This is a genomic window from Helicobacter felistomachi (genome assembly GCF_030296895.1).
Lineage (GTDB): Bacteria > Campylobacterota > Campylobacteria > Campylobacterales > Helicobacteraceae > Helicobacter > Helicobacter felistomachi.
In genome coordinates, this window is the sequence record NZ_AP028022.1 from 281,633 (window position 1) to 299,578 (window position 17,946).

The window sequence follows — 17,946 nt, forward strand, 5'->3', positions numbered from 1 at the left end:
TTGTTTGAGGGAGGGGTTAGGGTTTCTTTCCTTTTTTACTGGGTGGTTTTCTGTAGTCAGTCTTTTCGTTACTACAAAAACATAACAAGAACACAAGAGCTCGATGGAGATTGGTAGAGCTTGCTGATTGGGGTTGCAATCTTGGAGAATCGGCCATTTGACTTCTGTGCTTTCATAAGCCCTGCGACCGCTCTAACTGATTAGTTTAAGATTTCATTACACAAATTTATTTTTAATTTTCGACTTTGCATTATCTCATAATCACACCATTTCTTGCAATAATTCCATGCTTACTTGTTCTGCATGGGCTCTATCAAAAATCATAGGAGGGATTTTGGGGCGACTAGAAACCACAATCACTGCCATAGGTTTTAAAATAGCGTTGATATGAGGGAGTGTTTGTTGTGCCTTTGCACGAATCGCTCGAAAAAAGGCCTCCTGTCCATGCCGTTCAATCGTAATATCAATCATGGTCTTGAATGCTTGCATCTCCCTTTCATTCATGCGAAACAAAAGGGCTAAATACTGGATATACCAGAAAAAAAGGCGATAAACTTTCACAAGATCATCTTCTATGAATTTATCCATGAAGCTCTTGCCAAGCTTTGTACCTACTAGCCCCCCAGTAATTCCACCCACAAACGCCCCTACACCAGTACCAATCCCGGGCATCAACATAGTTCCCAAGGTGGCCCCCGTCATAGCACCACTCATGCCCCCTGTTACCCCCACTGCATTGGTTGCAATGTTTTTCATGCACTGCATGCCTGAAATTTTACCTCGTGCCATCTGTGTGACTTCAATCCCGCTTGTTACAAGCATAGTTGCCCCCGCCACAATAACGTTGCTTCGAATAACAGAGTTGGCACTTGAATTGATCACATTCTTGGAGGCAGCCCCTGCTCCCCTTCTGCCCAACTCTGCCAAACCTCGCCCGATGAAATTTCCATGGAAGTTAAAGTTGATTGTGCGCTCTAAAAAGCTCTTAAGAACAGTTCTTTGGGCTTGCATGGCGATCATAGACACTAAAAAGGCCTTACCTGCACTAGCCGTACTCGCAAAAAGTGCACTTTTAAGGGATTCTTGAATACTTTTGCCCCTAAAGAGTAAAAAGGCACTGTTGCACACGAAAGACACCCCAAAGGCACTAATCGCCACCACAGCCCCTCGTTGTGCATCAAACTTGAGACTTTCTTTAGTGCAAAACTTCGTGGCGTGTTTGGCTTCTTGAAGGGTTACATTGCCGGCTCTTAGTTTTTTTGTAATAAATTCCTCTCTTGTCATTCTAAGTTTTGCTAGCCTTTCATCATACGCTCCCTCTCTAATAAGCTCTACAGCATTGTTGTACTGATCTTTAGGGACTTCTAAGCACATGGGCTTACCATCTCTATCTAAATACATGACATGATTGCCCTGCCTATCTTCGTTGTAAAAATAGGCATCAAGGCTATTCTTTGGTGTGTTGTAATACTTGCTTTGAACTTCTACTCCATTTATAAGGCGGTCCGCTCCACCTTTAAGGCGATCATCCTCAACAATCCTCGCATTCTTACCCGCACTTAAATCTGCGTAGTTATTCAGGATTTTGGCCATGTCATCATGGCCTATCTCCACTTTAAAAAGGGGCTGTACATGAGAAAGTGACTTGTAAAGTTCTACCCAATTTTGTGCCACTACAATGTTGTTAATACTTACACCGCTTAAAAGCTCTGTAATACGCTGAAACCTAGCTTCTTGATCGTGTCTAAGCTTTTTATAAAAGGCCATGATGTCCTGGTTTTCAAGGTAGGGGTTGAGTATATTGCTAATTTGTGTGCATATTTGCTCTGTTTGTGCGCATTCTTGAGAGCAGAAGTATTCGTTCTTTGCAGTATTTCTTGGCATGAGCTTACCGCAAGAGCTACACATGCTGTAACTTTTTAATCTTTCAAAGTGAAGGTAGTAGCATTGATTTTCTATGGCATATTGCGCAAAACATAAATCCGGTATGCTTTGGGCTAGGATTTCCACGAAAGAATTGTGGTCTTCTTTATAAGCAGTGGTGTAGGTTCTTTTGAGGTGCTGCAGGGCTTCTTGAGAGGCTTGTTTTAAATACACATCTTTTGTGCGTTGCCATGCCACTTCTAAAAACGGTTCTTGACTAAAAGCTTTGAATATATCTTTTGCATTGCATTTGCCCTTTACGCGGATGATATTTTCTACGCTTTGAGCAAGTAAGCCTAATACACTACCATAGAACAATAATTCTTGGTTATTGGGGATTTTTAACACACTCAAATTTCTCAAATCCATCTGATATGCAAGCAAGTCTTTTTGCAATTGATGGGCTAGGGTGGTGTATTTGTCTTTTTTGACTTGGAGTTTGAGATGCACACTGGAGACTAAAAACAGAGTCAAGGCGCGATCAAGGGTCTCAAAGGCCATTAAAAAAGGTGCAATATCAACACGCACCCTTACAGATGGACTAAAGTATAGGCGCAGGAGCATAAAGAGGGCAAAATAGCCCCAGAGAACTTCTGCATGCCAATGGATTGTGGGGGGTAGTCTGTTGAATTTGAGCCAACAAAGCCCAAATAAGAGAACTGTAGAAACGGTAAAAGAGGCCATATACTTCGCTTCTGTGCGTACAATGTCTTGGTAACTCTTGCTGGATTTAAAAACAATTTTTCTGATTTGATTAGCCAAGCGTTGTGTAAAGAGCAACTTCAAAGAAATTAAGAGGTTGAAAAATACCAATACACCTAGTAAAATCTGTACGGGTGTGAAATGCAGGGTTTCGTGCCACATCGTAGACAGATAATTTTCTATGCGTTCCCACGCTTGATTGAGAGCGAGAACATTTTGCACTAAAAGCGTGATCGCTTGTCCTAAAGAATACCAATGTGTTGAAAATGACGCAATAGCTAGCAGTGTGAGTGCGACTAACAACAATTCTATGCATAGGCGTATGCTTGTCCCCACGAACATGAGAGGTTTAAAAGAGTTTTGAGAAAAACACTCATAAGCGTAATAGAAAAACACCCATAAACCCAAACAGTAAACTCCCCATTTAGCTGCATCAGCGATGGTTTCTTCCATAATTCTCCATTTGCAGATTTAAACCTAGAGCTGTCCGGTGCAACACTAAACCCACCTGCTGTAACCTACCACATTATATTAAGTTAGTTTTTAATATTAAGTTAGTTTTTACTTTTTAAAAAGCGTGTAGAGTGATTGAAGATGGAGCTTAGAAGTAAATATACACGAGATTTTTAGGATTATATTTTCACCTTTCACTCTCTCTTACTTATGTTTACCTCGCCTGTAGATGACCACTCTAAAACCAAAAGCATAAGGACGTGGCAAACTGCTTTGCAAGCGCAGCATGAGAGGTAGCCCACAATGAGCGTATCTAGCTAAAAAATGTGTGTAAGCTCTCAAAAATTGCCAGCAAAAAAGAAGAGGCAACACAATGAACTTTAAATCAAAGGCTGAGGAATCCAAAACATCCTAAAGCCACCAAATAGCCCAAAAATCAAAAGCGCAGCGAGGGATGCCTGTAGCTAATAAATTAGAGGCTACAATCTGTGGCTTGAGTTAAAATTGCTTAAAAATACTTAAAGGATATTTAAAGTGTTGATATTTTACTTAAAAAAATTATTTATTACGGTTATTTATTATGGTTGATAAGAGTCATAAGAATTGCCAAAATGAGTTTGATTAGTTTGTTTTGAAGAGCTAGAAGATTGGCATGTGTCTTAAGAAACATGGCTTCGCATTTTAAACATGGCTGCAATAGCGCAGGTTAGCTAGGATTACAGCAAAGCTAGAGAGTGCTACACAAAGACTGAGAAAGATGAATACGCTAGGAAATACCGCAAATTGGGTCTGATGTACGTTGAGGGTGATAAAGGTATCCAGGACAAAGTCAGAGTTTTTGACTGTTTCCTAAAAAAGCTGCGCAGCTATAGAGAGATTAGAGTTTCTATTATTTTTTTGAATGGTGTTTCGTAACAAGATGATTTCCTCAAGCCAAAGGCTAAGGAAGGATAAAACAAAATCCAACCAACACAACCTATAAAATTAATAGCGTTTTTAGAACTATAAACTGGCCATACAGCGCGACTTTTGCAAAAAGAGTCAACCCATTACAAAGCCCACAAAATCGATTTTAGAGCGTTTTAGAGCGTTCTATGGCTATCTTACCAACTTGTCTAGCTCGCCCCTTCCCTCTATTCCCCTTTCTTTACGCCTTTCTTCACGCCATGTCACGTCTACAACCATCACTTTACCCCTAACCCATCAAAACCCTTTAACCCAAGAAAGCGTCCTATGACCTTTTAAACGCTCATTCTCGTTTTAAACCAAAGGCTCCCTTTACTGCAATGGCATCATAAAGCCAAGAAAACAAACTCATCTCTCACTTCAAAACCCTCTCTTGGGGGTTTGGGGGCTTGCCCCCAAGAGCAATATAGATGCCAAGCGTCAGCTTGGCTTACATTGAGACGACTTAGATATTGTTATAGTTTTAGAGATTCAAAACAGCAATAATCCAGCTAGACTAGCTGAGTTATTTGAAGAAAAGAGGGTAATTCTTAAAGAAATAGTCCAAATAATCTTCGCTAACGAGTGGGATAGCAACAACACAAGCGGCATCAACACATCACAGGATGCAATCAAGCACCTAAAACACCTCACGGAGTCAATATCTAGTTTACAAGATAAGTTGGACAACACGATCCGTCCTATTTTACAAAAGAACATAGAAGACAGCATCAAAGACTGCATTGAACACATACAAACCATCTTAACTACATGGACAGAGCGGGTAGACACAGAGGAGATGGTGTCCTTTAACCACACCACACAGATTGCAACAGAAGTTGTAGAAGTTGCTACAACTCGAATAGATAGTCCACAAGTAGCACTCCAAACACAATCTTTACAATCTGAGTCTAAAGAAACTCCACAAGAAGTGTCTAAAACGCCTCCACAGCAAGAGCCACACAGAGCTTTAGCTTTTACAACACAAGAACCCCAAAAGGCTTCCGTTTTATACGAAAATATCCGAGTCCATAACCCCGGGCAAGTGGCACTTCACAACGACATGTATAAAGTTAAGCTAGGCAACTTAGGGGCACTAGAAAGCAATTTGCTCTTTTCAATCTTCAATATCATTAAAGAACAAGGGGATACTATAGTCCATTTTAACCCTAAAGAGCTCAAGGCTATCATTGGCTATCCAAATATCAAAAATAGTGAATTGATTAAGATTGTTAAAGGGGTGTGGAAAAAGATCGGAGGAGCTAACTTTTGGATATTGCTCCCAAGGCGCGATGAGAACCATATACTTTTTAGAACCTTTGCCATCAACTACTATGATGATGCAAAAACCAAAGTCAAAGATATAGAGATACAAGTAAATCACCCCCACTTCACCTACTTGTTAAACGCCCTAAAAGGCAACTTCACGGCCTTTCAGCTCAAAAAATTTTTAAGCATTAAAGGCAAATACGCTAAAGGTCTTTTTCGTCTCATTGAGCGTTTTAAAGACAAAGTGGTCAATGGTTACATCACTATTAACACTTATAAAAACGACTTTAAAGGCTTTTGCGAATATATGGGTATACCTAAAAACTACGAAATGCGTGCTATCAACATTATGTACTTACCCCCGCTTGCAAAGAACTCGCCTACACCCAAGATGAGATCAAAGAACACGCTGAAAAAATGCAGTTGCTAGACCAGCGCATTTACAGTGCCATTCACTACAGAAAAATTAGAACAGGACGAGGGGGTAAAGTTACAGGGATCATCTTTGAAGTCGCCCCTAATCCCAAAACCATTGCCGAGCAAGAGACACGCCAAAATGTCCTAAAGGCTAGAAACACTAAAAGCGCAGTGTTAGATGCCCTTATACAAGACCATAAAGAGAATAAAGCCTATCATCGCCACTTTAGCAGAGAGGATGTTAAGACCTTGAAGGGCTTAATCAACACACAGGGAAAACTTCGTGTAGACCATCCAGAACACTTATTTAAGGCAGTGCGACTCATAGACATCTACCCAGCCAAAACCAGAGAATGGATAGCGGGGCAATTTGAAGTTTTAGGCAGTGATAAAAGGGTTTAAGCATGGCAGGGCATGTGGTGTTACAAGGCAATGATAAATGGCAGTATTTTAAAGCCATAAAAGAGATACAAACGGACTTTAAGGGGGAAAAGACTACATGGTTTTGCCAAAAGCCTTAGTCTAAGCCCTTTTTCTTAAAACTGCCCTTCAAGTCCAAAATACTAAATTCTAGGGCATCATCGCCACAGACCTCAATGCAGCGTCCGCAACGGGTGCACTCCCCCGAATTGACCGACACGCTCTTAAGCCCCACCATCCACAGCACTTGCCGTTCTGGGCAAATCTCAAAACACAGATCGCACTTGGTGCAACGCATGGCATCGTGCTTGATTTTTAAAAGCGCATAGCGGCTTGTTAAAGCGTAAAACGCTCCCAAGGGACAAAGCTTAGAACAAACGATCTTCTCGCCCAAAAACGCGTCCACGCAAAAGAGCAAGAACGCCACAAAAAACCAAGAAGCCGTGCCTAAAATGACCCCTCTTTGAATCACCCCGATAAAAGACACGCTCTCAAACGCAGGCGTGGCAAGCACAAAGGAGAGGATTAAACTTAGGACTAAGAGAATGTAGCGCAAGTTCTTAGGTAAACCTAAGTGCACGCCCTTAAACTGGAACTTGCGTCTAACCCACGCCGCAAAATCCACAACCATGTTCACCGGACACACCCACGCACAAAATGCCCGCCCCAAAAACAAACCATAAACGGTAAGCACAAGCAGTGCCCCTAAAAGGGCGGTGATTTCTATATGCAAACTGGCTAAAAACACCTGCAAGACTGCAAAGGGGTCGCTTAAGGGGATGGTGTTAAACAACTTAGACGCGCTTAAATTGCCCTTTAAGACAAAAGTGTTGGCAGCAAACAGGGCTAAAATGCCCACCTGTACGAGCCGTCTTAGCACCAAATAGCGCATTAAAGCCCTTTGTTAAGATAATCTAGAGGGTTGTCTGTTTTGGGATTTAGGGTGTTGGGCTTGGCATTTTTCACCCGCTCTTGATCTTTAGGGTCCCAACCTTTGACATAGTGATTCCCCACCTCCCCGCTCACAAACGCCACGGGCAAAACCCGAATGGCCGGCTCTTTGGTGATGCAAGCCCGCTCACACAGCCCACAGCCCACGCACACATCGTTTTCGACAACGGGCAGCATGTAGGCGTGCTTGCCTGTGCGTGTGTTGTGTTTCATCTCTAGCTTGATCGCCCGATCGATGAGCGGGCAAACCCGGTAGCACACATCGCAGCGAATCCCCCAAAACGCCACACAAGAGATGGGATCAACCACCGCCACGCCCATTTTGAGCGAACCCACCCCTTGATTTTTCTCTAAATGCTTTTTATTAAGCGCGTCTGTAGGGCAAGCCTTGATACAGGGAATGTCAGGGCAAAGATAACACGGGACTTTACGGGCTTCAAAAAAAGGCGTGCCCACCCTAGCGTGATCTAGTAGAGTGGCGAGCTTCAACGTGTTGTAGGGGCAATCTTTCACGCACAGCCCACAGCGGATACACAAGCTTAAAAAGCGGTCTTCATTTTCCGCTCCCGGGGGTCTCAAGCTGTAACGATCTTGCTTTTTGGCTTTCAGCATTGCCCCCAAAAACGCCCCCCGCCAGCACACAGACAAGCCCCCTTAAGGGCTGTTTGTAAAAACACCCGTCTTTGCATCTATGCCTTGGTGATTCGCACCGCACATTTTTTATAATCCGTTTGCTTAGAAATGGGGCAAGTCGCGTCCAAACAAACCTTGTTGATGAACACATTTTCATCAAACCAAGGCACATAAACCAGCCCTGCCGGCGGTTTGTTGCGTCCGCGCATGTCCACCCGCGCTTTCACGCTGCCCCGACGCGATTCGATCCACACGGCATCGCCCTGATTTAGACCTAGCTTTTTACCATCTTCCTCGTGCATGTAACACAAAGCCTCAGGCACGGCTCTAAAGAGTTCGGGCACGCGCATGGTCATCGTGCCGCTGTGCCAATGCTCCAACACCCGTCCAGTTGCCAGCCAAAAGGGATACTCTTTGCTGGGGCGCTCAGGGGCTTTCATGAAAGGTCTAAAGAAAATCTTAGCCTTGTTGGCTAGGCTTTTGGCCTCTGTGCCCTGTGGGCCTCTTAAATCCCCACTCACCAGCTTTTTACCCGCCTTGCCATAGAAGGCAAAGTCGCCATTGGGGGCGGCTTTTTTGGCGTAAGGATCGTATTTGGTGTTGAAACGCCAAAGGGTTTCTTTGCCATTGACCACCGGCCATCTTAAGCCCCGTGCTCTGTGGTAGTCATCAAAGTAGGCCAAATCATGCCCGTGCCCCTTGCCGAATTTGCGGTACTCCTCCCATAAATATTTTTGGATGAAGAAGCCATAGCCTTTAAAGGGCTTGCCATCGCTGCCAATGACATGGCGTCTGTCCCCAAATACCTCAGAGTTAGGTGCACCCCTACCGATAGGGTCGCTGGCTAAAAACTTACGGCTGAAGCGGTTGTCAAAGAGCACATGGTAGAGCGTGTCGTTGTCCTTGTAGCCCATTTTGCGTGCCTCAGCCAAGACATTAGGCAAGGTGAGCTTGTCGTCAATTTTATGCTCACCCCACACTTCTTTGAGTTTAAAGCGTTTGGCAAACTCTAAAATCTGCCAAGTGTCGCTCATGGCAGATCCCACGGGCGTAACCTGTTGTTTCCAATGTTGGGTGCGCCGTTCGGCGTTGCCATAAGCCCCCATTTTTCATAAATCATCGCCGTGGGCAAGATCAAATCCGCCACTTTCGCGCTGATCCCGGGGTAGCAATCGCTCACCACGATGAAATTATCCATTTCTCTAGCCGCCTTGATCCAGTGGTTGGCATTCGCGGTGTTTTGCCAAGGGTTATTCACCTGCACCCAAATGAATTTCACCTTGCCATCTTCAAGGGCACGCATCATCGCTAAAAAGTGGTAGCCGGGTTTGGGGTTGATCGTGCCTTTGGGCAAATGCCAAAGCTTTTCGGCGATTTTGACATGCTCGGGGTTATTCACCACCATATCTGCGGGCAGGCGGTGGCTAAATGTCCCCACCTCTCTAGCCGTGCCACATGCGCTGGGCTGGCCGGTGAGTGAGAACGCCCCACAGCCGGGCTTGGCTTGTTTGCCGAGCAAGAAATGCACCATGTAGGCTTGTTCATTCACCCAAGAACCCCTTGTGTGTTGGTTAAAGCCCATCGTCCAAAAGCTCACCACCTTGCGGTCTTTCTCGATGTAAAGTTTAGCCAAGTGCTGTAATTTATGCTTAAAGCTCTCCATCGACTCGTTGCTATCACCTTTAGCCACCTGAGCGACATAGTCCAAAGTGTAGGGCTCTAAGGCTTCTTTAAATTGCGCAAAAGTGATTTGCCAGTGCTTGCCAGCCTCTTTTTGGTGCTCCATTTTGAACACCTCGCCCGCTTTCACGCCCAAGTGTTTGAGGGCAATCGCCTCATCTTCATCCAAGGTGATGGCGTTTTGTTTGGCGACGGTGTCCTTTTCGCTCGCTTTAAAGCCGTGGTGGTTGGGATCGGAGCGCATGCCATAGCCAATGTCGGCGTATCCGGTGGCAAAGACAATGTGATCGTCTAAGAATTTTTGATCGATCGCCTCGGGGTGGTTATAGACAATCTCTCTGGCAATGTAATTCCAAATGGCTAAGTCCGTGTTGGGCGTGAAGATGATCTCTACATCTGCCACGCTAGAAGTGCGGTTAGAAAAGGTTGTTAAGTTGATGACCTTGACCTTGTCGGGGCTGTTAAGCTTTCGATCGCTCACCCTTGACCATAAAATGGGGTGCATTTCTGCCATGTTTGCCCCCCAAGTGATGATGGTGTCCGTGGCTTCGATGTCGTCATAGCACCCGCTGGGCTCATCGATCCCAAAGGTTTGCATAAACCCGGCAGCCGCGCTTGCCATGCAGTGGCGAGCGTTGGGGTCGATGTTGTTGCCCCTAAAGCCGGCTTTCATCAATTTAAGGGCGGCATAACCCTCTAGGATCGTGTATTGCCCGCTGCCAAAGATCCCCACGCCAGTGGGGCCCATTTCTTTATAATATTTTTTAAACTGCTTCTCCATTTCATCAAAAGCGCGTTTCCAAGAAACTTGCTGGAATTTGCCTTTTTTGTCAAACTCGCCCTTTTCATTCACCCTTAAAAGGGGCTCTACGAGGCGATCCGCCCCGTACATGATTTTGGCGTTGAAGTAGCCTTTAATGCAGTTCAAGCCACGATTGACCGGAGCCAAAGGGTCGCCCTTGGTGGCGACAATTTTGTCGTCTTTGGTGGCGACCATGATCCCACAGCCTGTGCCACAAAAACGGCACACGGCCTTATCCCACTTCCAGCCTTCTTGGGCATGTTCGGCCTTGGCTTGCAAAGCGGGAGGGGTTAAGAGCCCTGCACTGCCCATCGCAGAGGCTAAGGCGGCTGATTTTAAAAACTCTCGGCGGCTCTCATTTTGGGGGGTTACATCTTCTGAGGGATTTGTTGTCATGGACTGTCCTTTGTACTTTTGTAGAGACATTATAGTGGAATTTATGCGTTTTTAGGGCAAATGTTGGGTAAATGGCCGGGGCTTATGGCTATTTTTTATCAATTTTTAGTTATCATTGCCCTTTATAACTAGGGTATGGAGATACTACATGGCAACTCCCTATGGAGGGTTAATGGACGCAAAAAATGGGCAAAACTCAGCGGTCAAGTTATTGTGGATGTTAGGAGCGTTCTTTTTTGTGCTGCTAGGACTAGATGCACTTGGGGTCGTCCAAAAGCAAGAGTGGGTGCAAGGTTTAGATGCCTTTTTTATTGACCTGATCCGCAATCCTGCCCCCACTCAAGGAATTTGGTTAAAATTTGTGCTTGTGAGCACTTGGTTTGCCCAATCTAAACTCACCACGCCTATAGCTCTACTCATCGCCGCTTGGTGGGTGTTTCAAAAGCGCACCGCTCTAGGGGTTTGGTTTTTTAGCACCGTGTTTGTGGGGGAGGTGGCGCTTAAGGGGCTAAAGCAGCTCGTGGCACGCCCACGCCCAGCCACTAATGGAGAGCTGTATTTGGCGCATGGCTTTAGCTTCCCCAGTGGTCACGCCCTAGCGGCCGCGCTTTTTTATGGCTTGTTGGCTCTTTTGCTCTGCTTTTCTAAAGCCAGCGTAAACGTGAAAGCAGGGGGTTTTGTATTTTTATTTTTGTGGATTTTTCTGATGATGTACGATCGAGTGTATTTGGGGGTGCACTACCCCACGGATGTGCTTGGGGGGTTTTGCATGGGGTTGGGCTTTGTGTGTTGCTCTATGGGATTTTACCTTGGATGTTTAAAACGACCTTATATTGATGGCTTTTAGGATGGCTCGTGGATTTTAAGGGCTTACTACAACAAATTATCCGCCTTTTTTCAAGACTCAATAGGGCACAAAAGATCACCATCGTAGTGGCAATGTCCTTGATTGTGGCCTTTTTGGTCTTTTTGTTGCTCTACCCCACCAAAGATCGGGGGGATTTGAGTGGATATGGGGTGCTCTTTGAGGGCATGGATGCGAGCGACAACGCGCTGATTTTACAGCACCTACAACAAAAACACATCCCCTATAAAATCCCCAAAGACGACACCATTTTGATCCCCAAAGAAAAGGTCTATGAAGAGCGCATCACTTTGGCTTCTCAAGGCATTCCAAAGACTAGCAAGGTGGGCTATGAAATCTTTGATGTGAAAGACTTTGGGGCGACCGACTTTGATCAAAACATCAAGTACATCCGCGCCATTGAGGGGGAACTTAGCCGCACCATTGAAAGCCTAACCCCCATTGAAAAAGCCGATGTGCACATCGCCATCCCCAAAGACAGTGTGTTTGTGAGTCGTGAAATCCCCCCCACGGCTTCGGTGATGCTTAAAATCAAGCCCAACATGCGTCTGTTGCCTAAGCAAATTCTAGGCATTAAGAATTTGATCGCCGCCTCTGTGCCCAAGCTCACGGTGGAAAATGTCAAGCTGGTCAATGAGAACGGCGAGCCTTTGGGAGAAAACGATGAGCTAGACACCACCAGAGAGTTGGCCCAAGCCCAGTTGCACTATAAACAAAACTTTGAAAATATCTTAGAAAGCAAAATCGCTAACATTTTAGCCCCCATTGTGGGCGGGCATGACAAGGTCGTGGCTAAAGTGAGTGCGGAGTTTGACTTTAGCCAAAAGAAGAGCACCAAAGAAACCTTTGATCCCAACAATGTCGTGCGCAGCGAGCAGACAATGGAAGAGAAAAAGGAAGGCCTACCCAAAAAGCAAGTGGGCGGCGTGCCCGGGGTGGTGAGCAACATTGGCCCTGTACAAGGTTTAAACAGCGCGGAAAAAGAGAAATACGAGAAGTCCACCAACACCACAAACTACGAAGTGGGTAAGACCGTGAGCGAAATCAAGGGTGAGTTTGGAGTGTTGACTCGCCTCAATGCTGCGGTGGTGGTGGATGGCAAGTACCAAAAAGTCAATAAAAATGGCAAAGAGAGCATCGAGTATGTGGCCTTAAGTGCCGATGAAATGGAGAAGATCAACGCTTTAGTGAAACAAGCCATCGGCTATAACCAAGCTAGGGGCGATGCCGTCACTGTGAGCAACTTTGAGTTTAATGGCAAGTCGGCTAAATATGTGCCCATGAGCGCGTATGAGAAAGTCGTGGCAACTACGGAAAAAATCCTAGGACCCTTCTCATCTTTGCTGAAATATTTGATTGTGGGCTTGGTGCTCTATGTCTTTTACAAAAGGGTCATCACGCCTTTCAGCCAGCGCATGCTTGAGATTCATCCTGACGAGGAAGAAAAAGTACAATCCCTCTTTGCAGTTGATGAAGACGATGATGAAGAGGTCGATCGCTTCGGCGAAATACGCAAAAAAGTGGAGGATCAGTTGGGCCTTAGTGCGAGCTTTAATGAAGAGGATGTCAAGTATGATATTATGCTTGAAAGGGTGAGCAACTCCATTAAGGAGAAACCCGAGGAGATCGCCTCCTTGTTTAAACTTTTGATTAAGGATGAGGTGGCGACCAGCATGACCAGCACAAAAGGAAAGTAGATGGCAAAATTAACCCCTAGGCAAAAGACACAACTCGATGAATTTACGATGTCTGAAAAGATCGCCATTTTGCTCATCCAAGTGGGTGAGGAAGCGACCGCCGGGATTTTACGCCATTTAGATGTGGACTCCATTACAGAGATCAGCAAGCAGATCGTCCAGCTCAACGGGACGGACAAGGCCATTGGGGCGGCGGTTTTAGAAGAATTTTTTGCCATTTTACAATCCAACCAGTACATCAACAGCGGGGGGTTGGAGTACGCTAGGGAGCTTTTGATCAAGGCTTTGGGTCCCGAGCAGGCCAAGGTCATATTAGAGAAACTCAGCCGTAGTCTACAAACCCAAAAAAACTTTTCTTATCTAGGGCGCATCAAACCCCAGCAACTCGCCGACTTCATCATCAACGAACATCCCCAAACCATCGCCTTAATTTTGGCGCATATGGAGTCAGCCAACGCCGCTGAGACTCTAAGCTTTTTCCCCGATGACATGAAGGCGGAAGTGAGTATTAGGATGGCAAGTTTAGGCGACATCTCCCCACAAGTGGTCAAAAGGGTTTCCACCGTGCTTGAGAATAAATTAGAAGCCTTGACGAGCTATAAAGTCGAAGTGGGCGGCACGCGTGCGGTGGCTGAAATCTTTAACCGCTTAGGCCAAAAAGCGGCCAAAACCACTCTAGCGCGCATTGAAAACATCGATGCAAAACTCGCCAACGACATTAAAGAGATGATGTTCACCTTTGAAGACATCAGCACCCTCGACAACTTCGCCATTCGTGAAATCCTTAAAGTGGCGGATAAAAAAGACCTCACTTTGGCGCTCAAGACTTCTACAGAAGAGTTAAAAACAAAATTCCTAAGCAACATGAGTAGCCGGGCGAGCGACCAGTTCATCGAAGAGATGGCCTATTTGGGAGCGGTGAAAATCAAAGATGTCGAATCGGCGCAAAGAAAAATCATTGAGATCGTCCAATCTCTAGCAGAAAAAGGCGTGATCCAAATGGGCGGAGAGGAAGACGTCGTTGAATAATTTTAGCGATGAAAATTTAATCCCCAAAGAAGACCTTGACAAACATACAATCAAACGCTACACCTTTAAATCTTTCGCTGAAATTGCCGCCGAACAGCCTGAAGAGAAAAAGCCCAAAAAGAGCAACCCGAGCCCCCCAAGAAGATGAACACCTTGAGCGATCCATCCAATTAGAAAACGATCTCATTGAGTGTTTGTTAAAAAAAACCGATGAGCTCTCTAGCCAGCTTGCCAAACTCCAAATGCAGTTTGAAAAGAGCCAAGAGGAAAACCAAACTCTCTTGCAGCAAACTAGAGAGGACAATTACAAAATAGGTTTTAAAGAGGGTGAGCAAAAGGCTAAAGAGGAGTTAAGTGCCAGCGTAGATGAGGAAAAGACCCATTTATTGCAATCACTCACCGCCATCGACCAAAAAATGCAACAATCCCAAAGCCACCTAGAAGCCCTAGAAAAGGAACTCAGCGCGATCGCCGTAGAGATCGCCAAAGAGGTGATCGTCAAAGAAGTGGAGGAAAAGAGTCAAGAAGTCGCTTTAGCCCTAGCCAAAGAATTGTTGAAAAATATCATGGATGCGACAGACATTTGCGTGAAAGTCAACACCCTAGACTACCCCTATCTCTCCCAAAATCTCAAGGATTTGCCCAAAATCAAGCTAGAACCCAGCGATGCGATCGCTAAGGGGGGGGTTTTGATCACCAGTTCACAAGGCAACATCGATGGCAACTTAATGGCGCGCTATAAAAACCTCAAAGAGAGCGTGTTAGACAATCTAAAGGCATAACAACAGAGCATGGATTTAGAAGTTTATGAGCGAGATTTGCCCCATTTAGAGCAGGTGTGTGCCCAGCTTAGAGGGCGGATTTTAGAAGTGGTGAGTGCGCACGGGGGGCATTTGAGCTCTTCTTTGGGCGCGATTGAGCTCATTGTGGGCTTGCACAGTGTCTTTGATAAGGATAAGCACCCCTTTATCTTCGACACCAGCCACCAAGCCTATGCCCATAAACTTTTAACAGGACGATTCGAAGCCTTTGATACCTTGCGTCAAATGGGCGGACTTAGCGGATTTGTGCGCCCTAGCGAGTCGCCCTATGACTACTTCATCGCCGGGCACAGCTCCACGGCTTTATCTGTGGGTGTGGGTGTGGCTAAAGCTTATGCACTGGCAGGTAAAACAGAAGTGCCGGTTGTGATGATCGGCGATGGAAGCCTTAGCGCAGGATTGGCTTATGAAGCCTTAGATGAACTAGGCGATCGCAAATACCCTTTAGTCATTCTGCTCAATGACAATGAAATGAGCATCGCCAAACCCATAGGGGCGATCAGCAACGCTTTGTCCCACTTGATGGCACGCCCGCTTTACCAGTCTTTGCGGGACAAAATCAAGGGCGTTTTAAAGTCCATGCCCGAAGGCGTGAATTATCTCGCGAATCGTTTTGAAGAGTCTTTAAAACTCATCACTCCGGGGATTTTCTTTGAAGAGCTAGGCATCAGCTACTTAGGACCCATTGATGGGCACGACTTAGAGGCAATCACGCAAGCGTTGAAACTAGCTAAAGACACCAAAACCCCCCTACTCATCCACGCCCAAACCACCAAGGGTAAGGGCTATAAAATGGCGGAGGGCAAGTATGAAAAGTGGCATGGCGTGGGGCCTTTTGATTTAAAAACCGGACAAAGCCTCAAAAGCGCGCCCAAAGTCGCCAACCCCACACAAATCTACTCAGACACGCTCTTTGAGTTGGCTAGTCTTGATGATAAAATCGTGGGGGTTACAGCGGCCATGCCCGGGGGTACGGGGCTTGGCAAACTCATAGACAGCTATCCTAGGCGCTTTTGGGATGTGGGCATTGCCGAGCAGCACGCCGTAACCTCTATGGCTGCCCTAGCCAAAGAGGGCTTTAAACCCTTTGTGAGCATTTATTCCACCTTCTTACAAAGAGCGTTCGATCAGATCGTGCATGATGTAGGCATCATGTCCTTGCCCGTGAAGTTTGCCATCGATCGGGCGGGGATTGTGGGTGAGGATGGCGAAACACACCAAGGGCTACTAGACATCGCCTATTTGCGCCCTATCCCTAACATGACCTTGCTCGCTCCTAGAGACAACGCCACACTCCAAAGGGCAATACACTTTGCCAAAGAGCACACCCAAGGACCTTGTGCTTTCCGCTACCCTAGGGGAGCGTTTTTATTAGAAGAAGGGGTTTTTGCGCCTAAAGAGTATGTCTACGGCAAATGTGAGCTGTTGAAAGCAGAGGGGGATATTTTATTTGTGGGCTATGGCAATGGCGTGGGGCGGGCGTATGAAACTTTAAAGTTAGTCGAAGCACAGGGTCTAAAGGTGGCTCTCTTGGATTTGTGTTTTTTAAAACCTTTAGATGGCGCGCTTAAAGAAATTCTGCCCCGCTACTCTAAAATCTATGTCTTCAGCGATTCGTACCAAATGGGGGGCGTGGCTAGTGCCTTGTTGGAGTTTGTGGGGGTGGGTGTGTGTCGAGAGTTTTGAAATCGCTGACTTATACCCTGCACATGGCAACACTACCCTAGTGGAACAATCTTTACAGATCGATCCTACTAGTTTGGCTAAGAGAATACCAGGCATGGCGTGATATATTAAGTTTACCCAAACACCCTTCTTTGAAGAGAAGAGATTAACTCAATTCAATGAGTGTCTTTAGAAGGCAATATCCAGTTCAGCGGTACCGATGTTGTGGCTTAAGGGTTGCTCCTCAAATCCCTTGCTTAAGTTAGTGGCAATAAAAGAGAGGCGAAATCCTCGATAAAGCAGAGCAAATCCACCCTCAACAGCGTAGAGTGCATCGGGTAGGTGGGTGATTCCTCTAGTTTGCGGGCTATTACCTTGGATAAAAATATCGACAGGTTGGTAACTGCCACTGGCCCCTATAAAAAAGTAAAAAGAAAAGTGGTTGCTAAAAGGCTGCCCTCCGCTAAAAAGAGTGCCAATTTTATTGGGTCCAAAATCTGCGCTTAAGTTATACCCAAATCTAAGGAGCGAACCCAAGCGTACATGGGTGATGGCATTGCCCAGGGCAAGATCCACACCGGGCAAAATATCCATGCTAAAAAAGCGCGTTTTGAGGATATAGACTTGATACAACCACTGGTAATTGAATTGGAAGATGAATTCATTGCGCAATTGGTTATGCCAACCTTGAAAGGTTTTATCGCCCTATAGCCCATGCAACCAATTTTGGGTTTGTCCTGCCATCGAATCGGGACCGACCGTGCCTAGAGAAATGAAGATTTTCTCGAGAGCATGCGGGGCGCGTTGGAAGAGGGCAAAATTGGCTCTCAACCAGCCCGCATAGAGGTGATCGCCCATCACAATCGCTTTGCTCGTATGGCTATCTAAGTGCGGTGTGTACATGGTCTGAGTCATGCTCACACTAAAGCGAGTCATTTTAGGGGAGTGGATCATCAAGGTTAAATAACGACTCCAAGCCATCCAAGAGTGCGCGTAAGCCGCACCCCAAAAATTATACTCTTTGCTCGTGTAGCTGAGACGATTTCCCGCGCTGTAATAGCGATCGGCTGGATAGACATAGGCATCGTTTTCAGAGAGCAGGTTAATGTATTGCTTTTTATACGGAACTAAAGGCGAGGGGACATCCAGCAAAGAGGGATGCGAAGGGCTTGCTGCGATTGGAAGGCAACAGATGAGTAAAATTCCTAAGACATAAAACATGCAAATCACACAAAATCAAGCGACCCCTATGCTCTAGCGCAGAGGGACAAAACAAAA

Annotated in this window: 7 protein-coding genes and 5 pseudogenes; 7 read left to right on the forward strand and 5 right to left on the reverse strand. The window is 45.8% G+C overall.

Features of this window, described 5'->3' with window-relative positions; genetic code table 11:
* Positions 1 to 261: 261 nt before the first annotated feature.
* The gene (locus QUE23_RS01555; RefSeq protein ID WP_286348948.1) at positions 262 to 3,078 is read right to left on the reverse strand and encodes a YeeR family protein; all 2,817 of its coding nucleotides are present in this window, start codon (positions 3,076 to 3,078) and stop codon (positions 262 to 264) included.
* 1,627 nt (positions 3,079 to 4,705) lie between these two features.
* Here QUE23_RS01555 and QUE23_RS01560 point away from each other — a divergent pair.
* Both QUE23_RS01560 and QUE23_RS01565 read left to right on the forward strand, forming a co-directional pair.
* Positions 4,706 to 5,722, forward strand: coding sequence for a replication initiation protein (locus QUE23_RS01560; protein ID WP_286348949.1), 1,017 nt, complete (start codon positions 4,706 to 4,708; stop codon positions 5,720 to 5,722).
* A complete protein-coding gene (locus QUE23_RS01565) occupies positions 5,710 to 6,111 on the forward strand; it encodes a hypothetical protein (protein ID WP_286348950.1) in 402 nt (133 codons plus the stop codon). The genes QUE23_RS01560 and QUE23_RS01565 overlap by 13 nt, the downstream gene beginning before the upstream one ends.
* Positions 6,112 to 6,226: 115 nt before the next feature.
* On the opposite strand, the gene napH is transcribed toward QUE23_RS01565, so the two are convergent.
* The 3 genes and pseudogenes from napH to napA all read right to left on the reverse strand — a co-directional run bounded on the left by napH (position 6,227) and on the right by napA (position 10,591).
* On the reverse strand, positions 6,227 to 7,021 hold the full coding sequence (gene napH / locus QUE23_RS01570) for a quinol dehydrogenase ferredoxin subunit NapH (protein WP_286348951.1): 795 nt from the start codon (positions 7,019 to 7,021) through the stop codon (positions 6,227 to 6,229).
* Positions 7,021 to 7,769, reverse strand: a pseudogene (gene napG / locus QUE23_RS01575) (ferredoxin-type protein NapG). Before napG ends, napH begins: the two are co-directional and overlap by 1 nt.
* Positions 7,770 to 10,591, reverse strand: a pseudogene (gene napA / locus QUE23_RS01580) (periplasmic nitrate reductase subunit alpha).
* Between the two features lie 172 nt (positions 10,592 to 10,763).
* On the opposite strand from napA, the gene QUE23_RS01585 reads away from it, so the two are divergent.
* From QUE23_RS01585 to dxs, 5 genes and pseudogenes are all read left to right on the forward strand, one after another.
* Positions 10,764 to 11,438 carry a phosphatase PAP2 family protein gene (locus QUE23_RS01585; protein ID WP_286348952.1) on the forward strand — a complete coding sequence of 225 codons (675 nt, stop codon included), beginning with the start codon at positions 10,764 to 10,766 and terminating at the stop codon, positions 11,436 to 11,438.
* 8 nt (positions 11,439 to 11,446) lie between these two features.
* Positions 11,447 to 13,153 (forward strand): flagellar basal-body MS-ring/collar protein FliF, encoded by a 1,707-nt coding sequence (gene fliF, locus QUE23_RS01590; RefSeq protein WP_286348953.1) that lies wholly within the window; start codon positions 11,447 to 11,449, stop codon positions 13,151 to 13,153.
* Positions 13,154 to 14,182: a flagellar motor switch protein FliG gene (fliG, locus tag QUE23_RS01595; protein ID WP_286348954.1), complete on the forward strand. Its 1,029-nt coding sequence runs from the start codon at positions 13,154 to 13,156 to the stop codon at positions 14,180 to 14,182.
* Positions 14,175 to 14,964 (forward strand): annotated as a pseudogene (fliH, locus tag QUE23_RS01600) (flagellar assembly protein FliH). The gene fliG and the pseudogene fliH overlap by 8 nt, the downstream one beginning before the upstream one ends.
* A gap of 9 nt (positions 14,965 to 14,973) precedes the next feature.
* Positions 14,974 to 16,792, forward strand: a pseudogene (dxs, locus tag QUE23_RS01605) (1-deoxy-D-xylulose-5-phosphate synthase).
* A 65-nt stretch (positions 16,793 to 16,857) separates the two neighbouring features.
* Here the strand turns inward: dxs and QUE23_RS01610 are convergent.
* Positions 16,858 to 17,889, reverse strand: a pseudogene (locus QUE23_RS01610) (lipid A deacylase LpxR family protein).
* Positions 17,890 to 17,946: the final 57 nt, after the last annotated feature.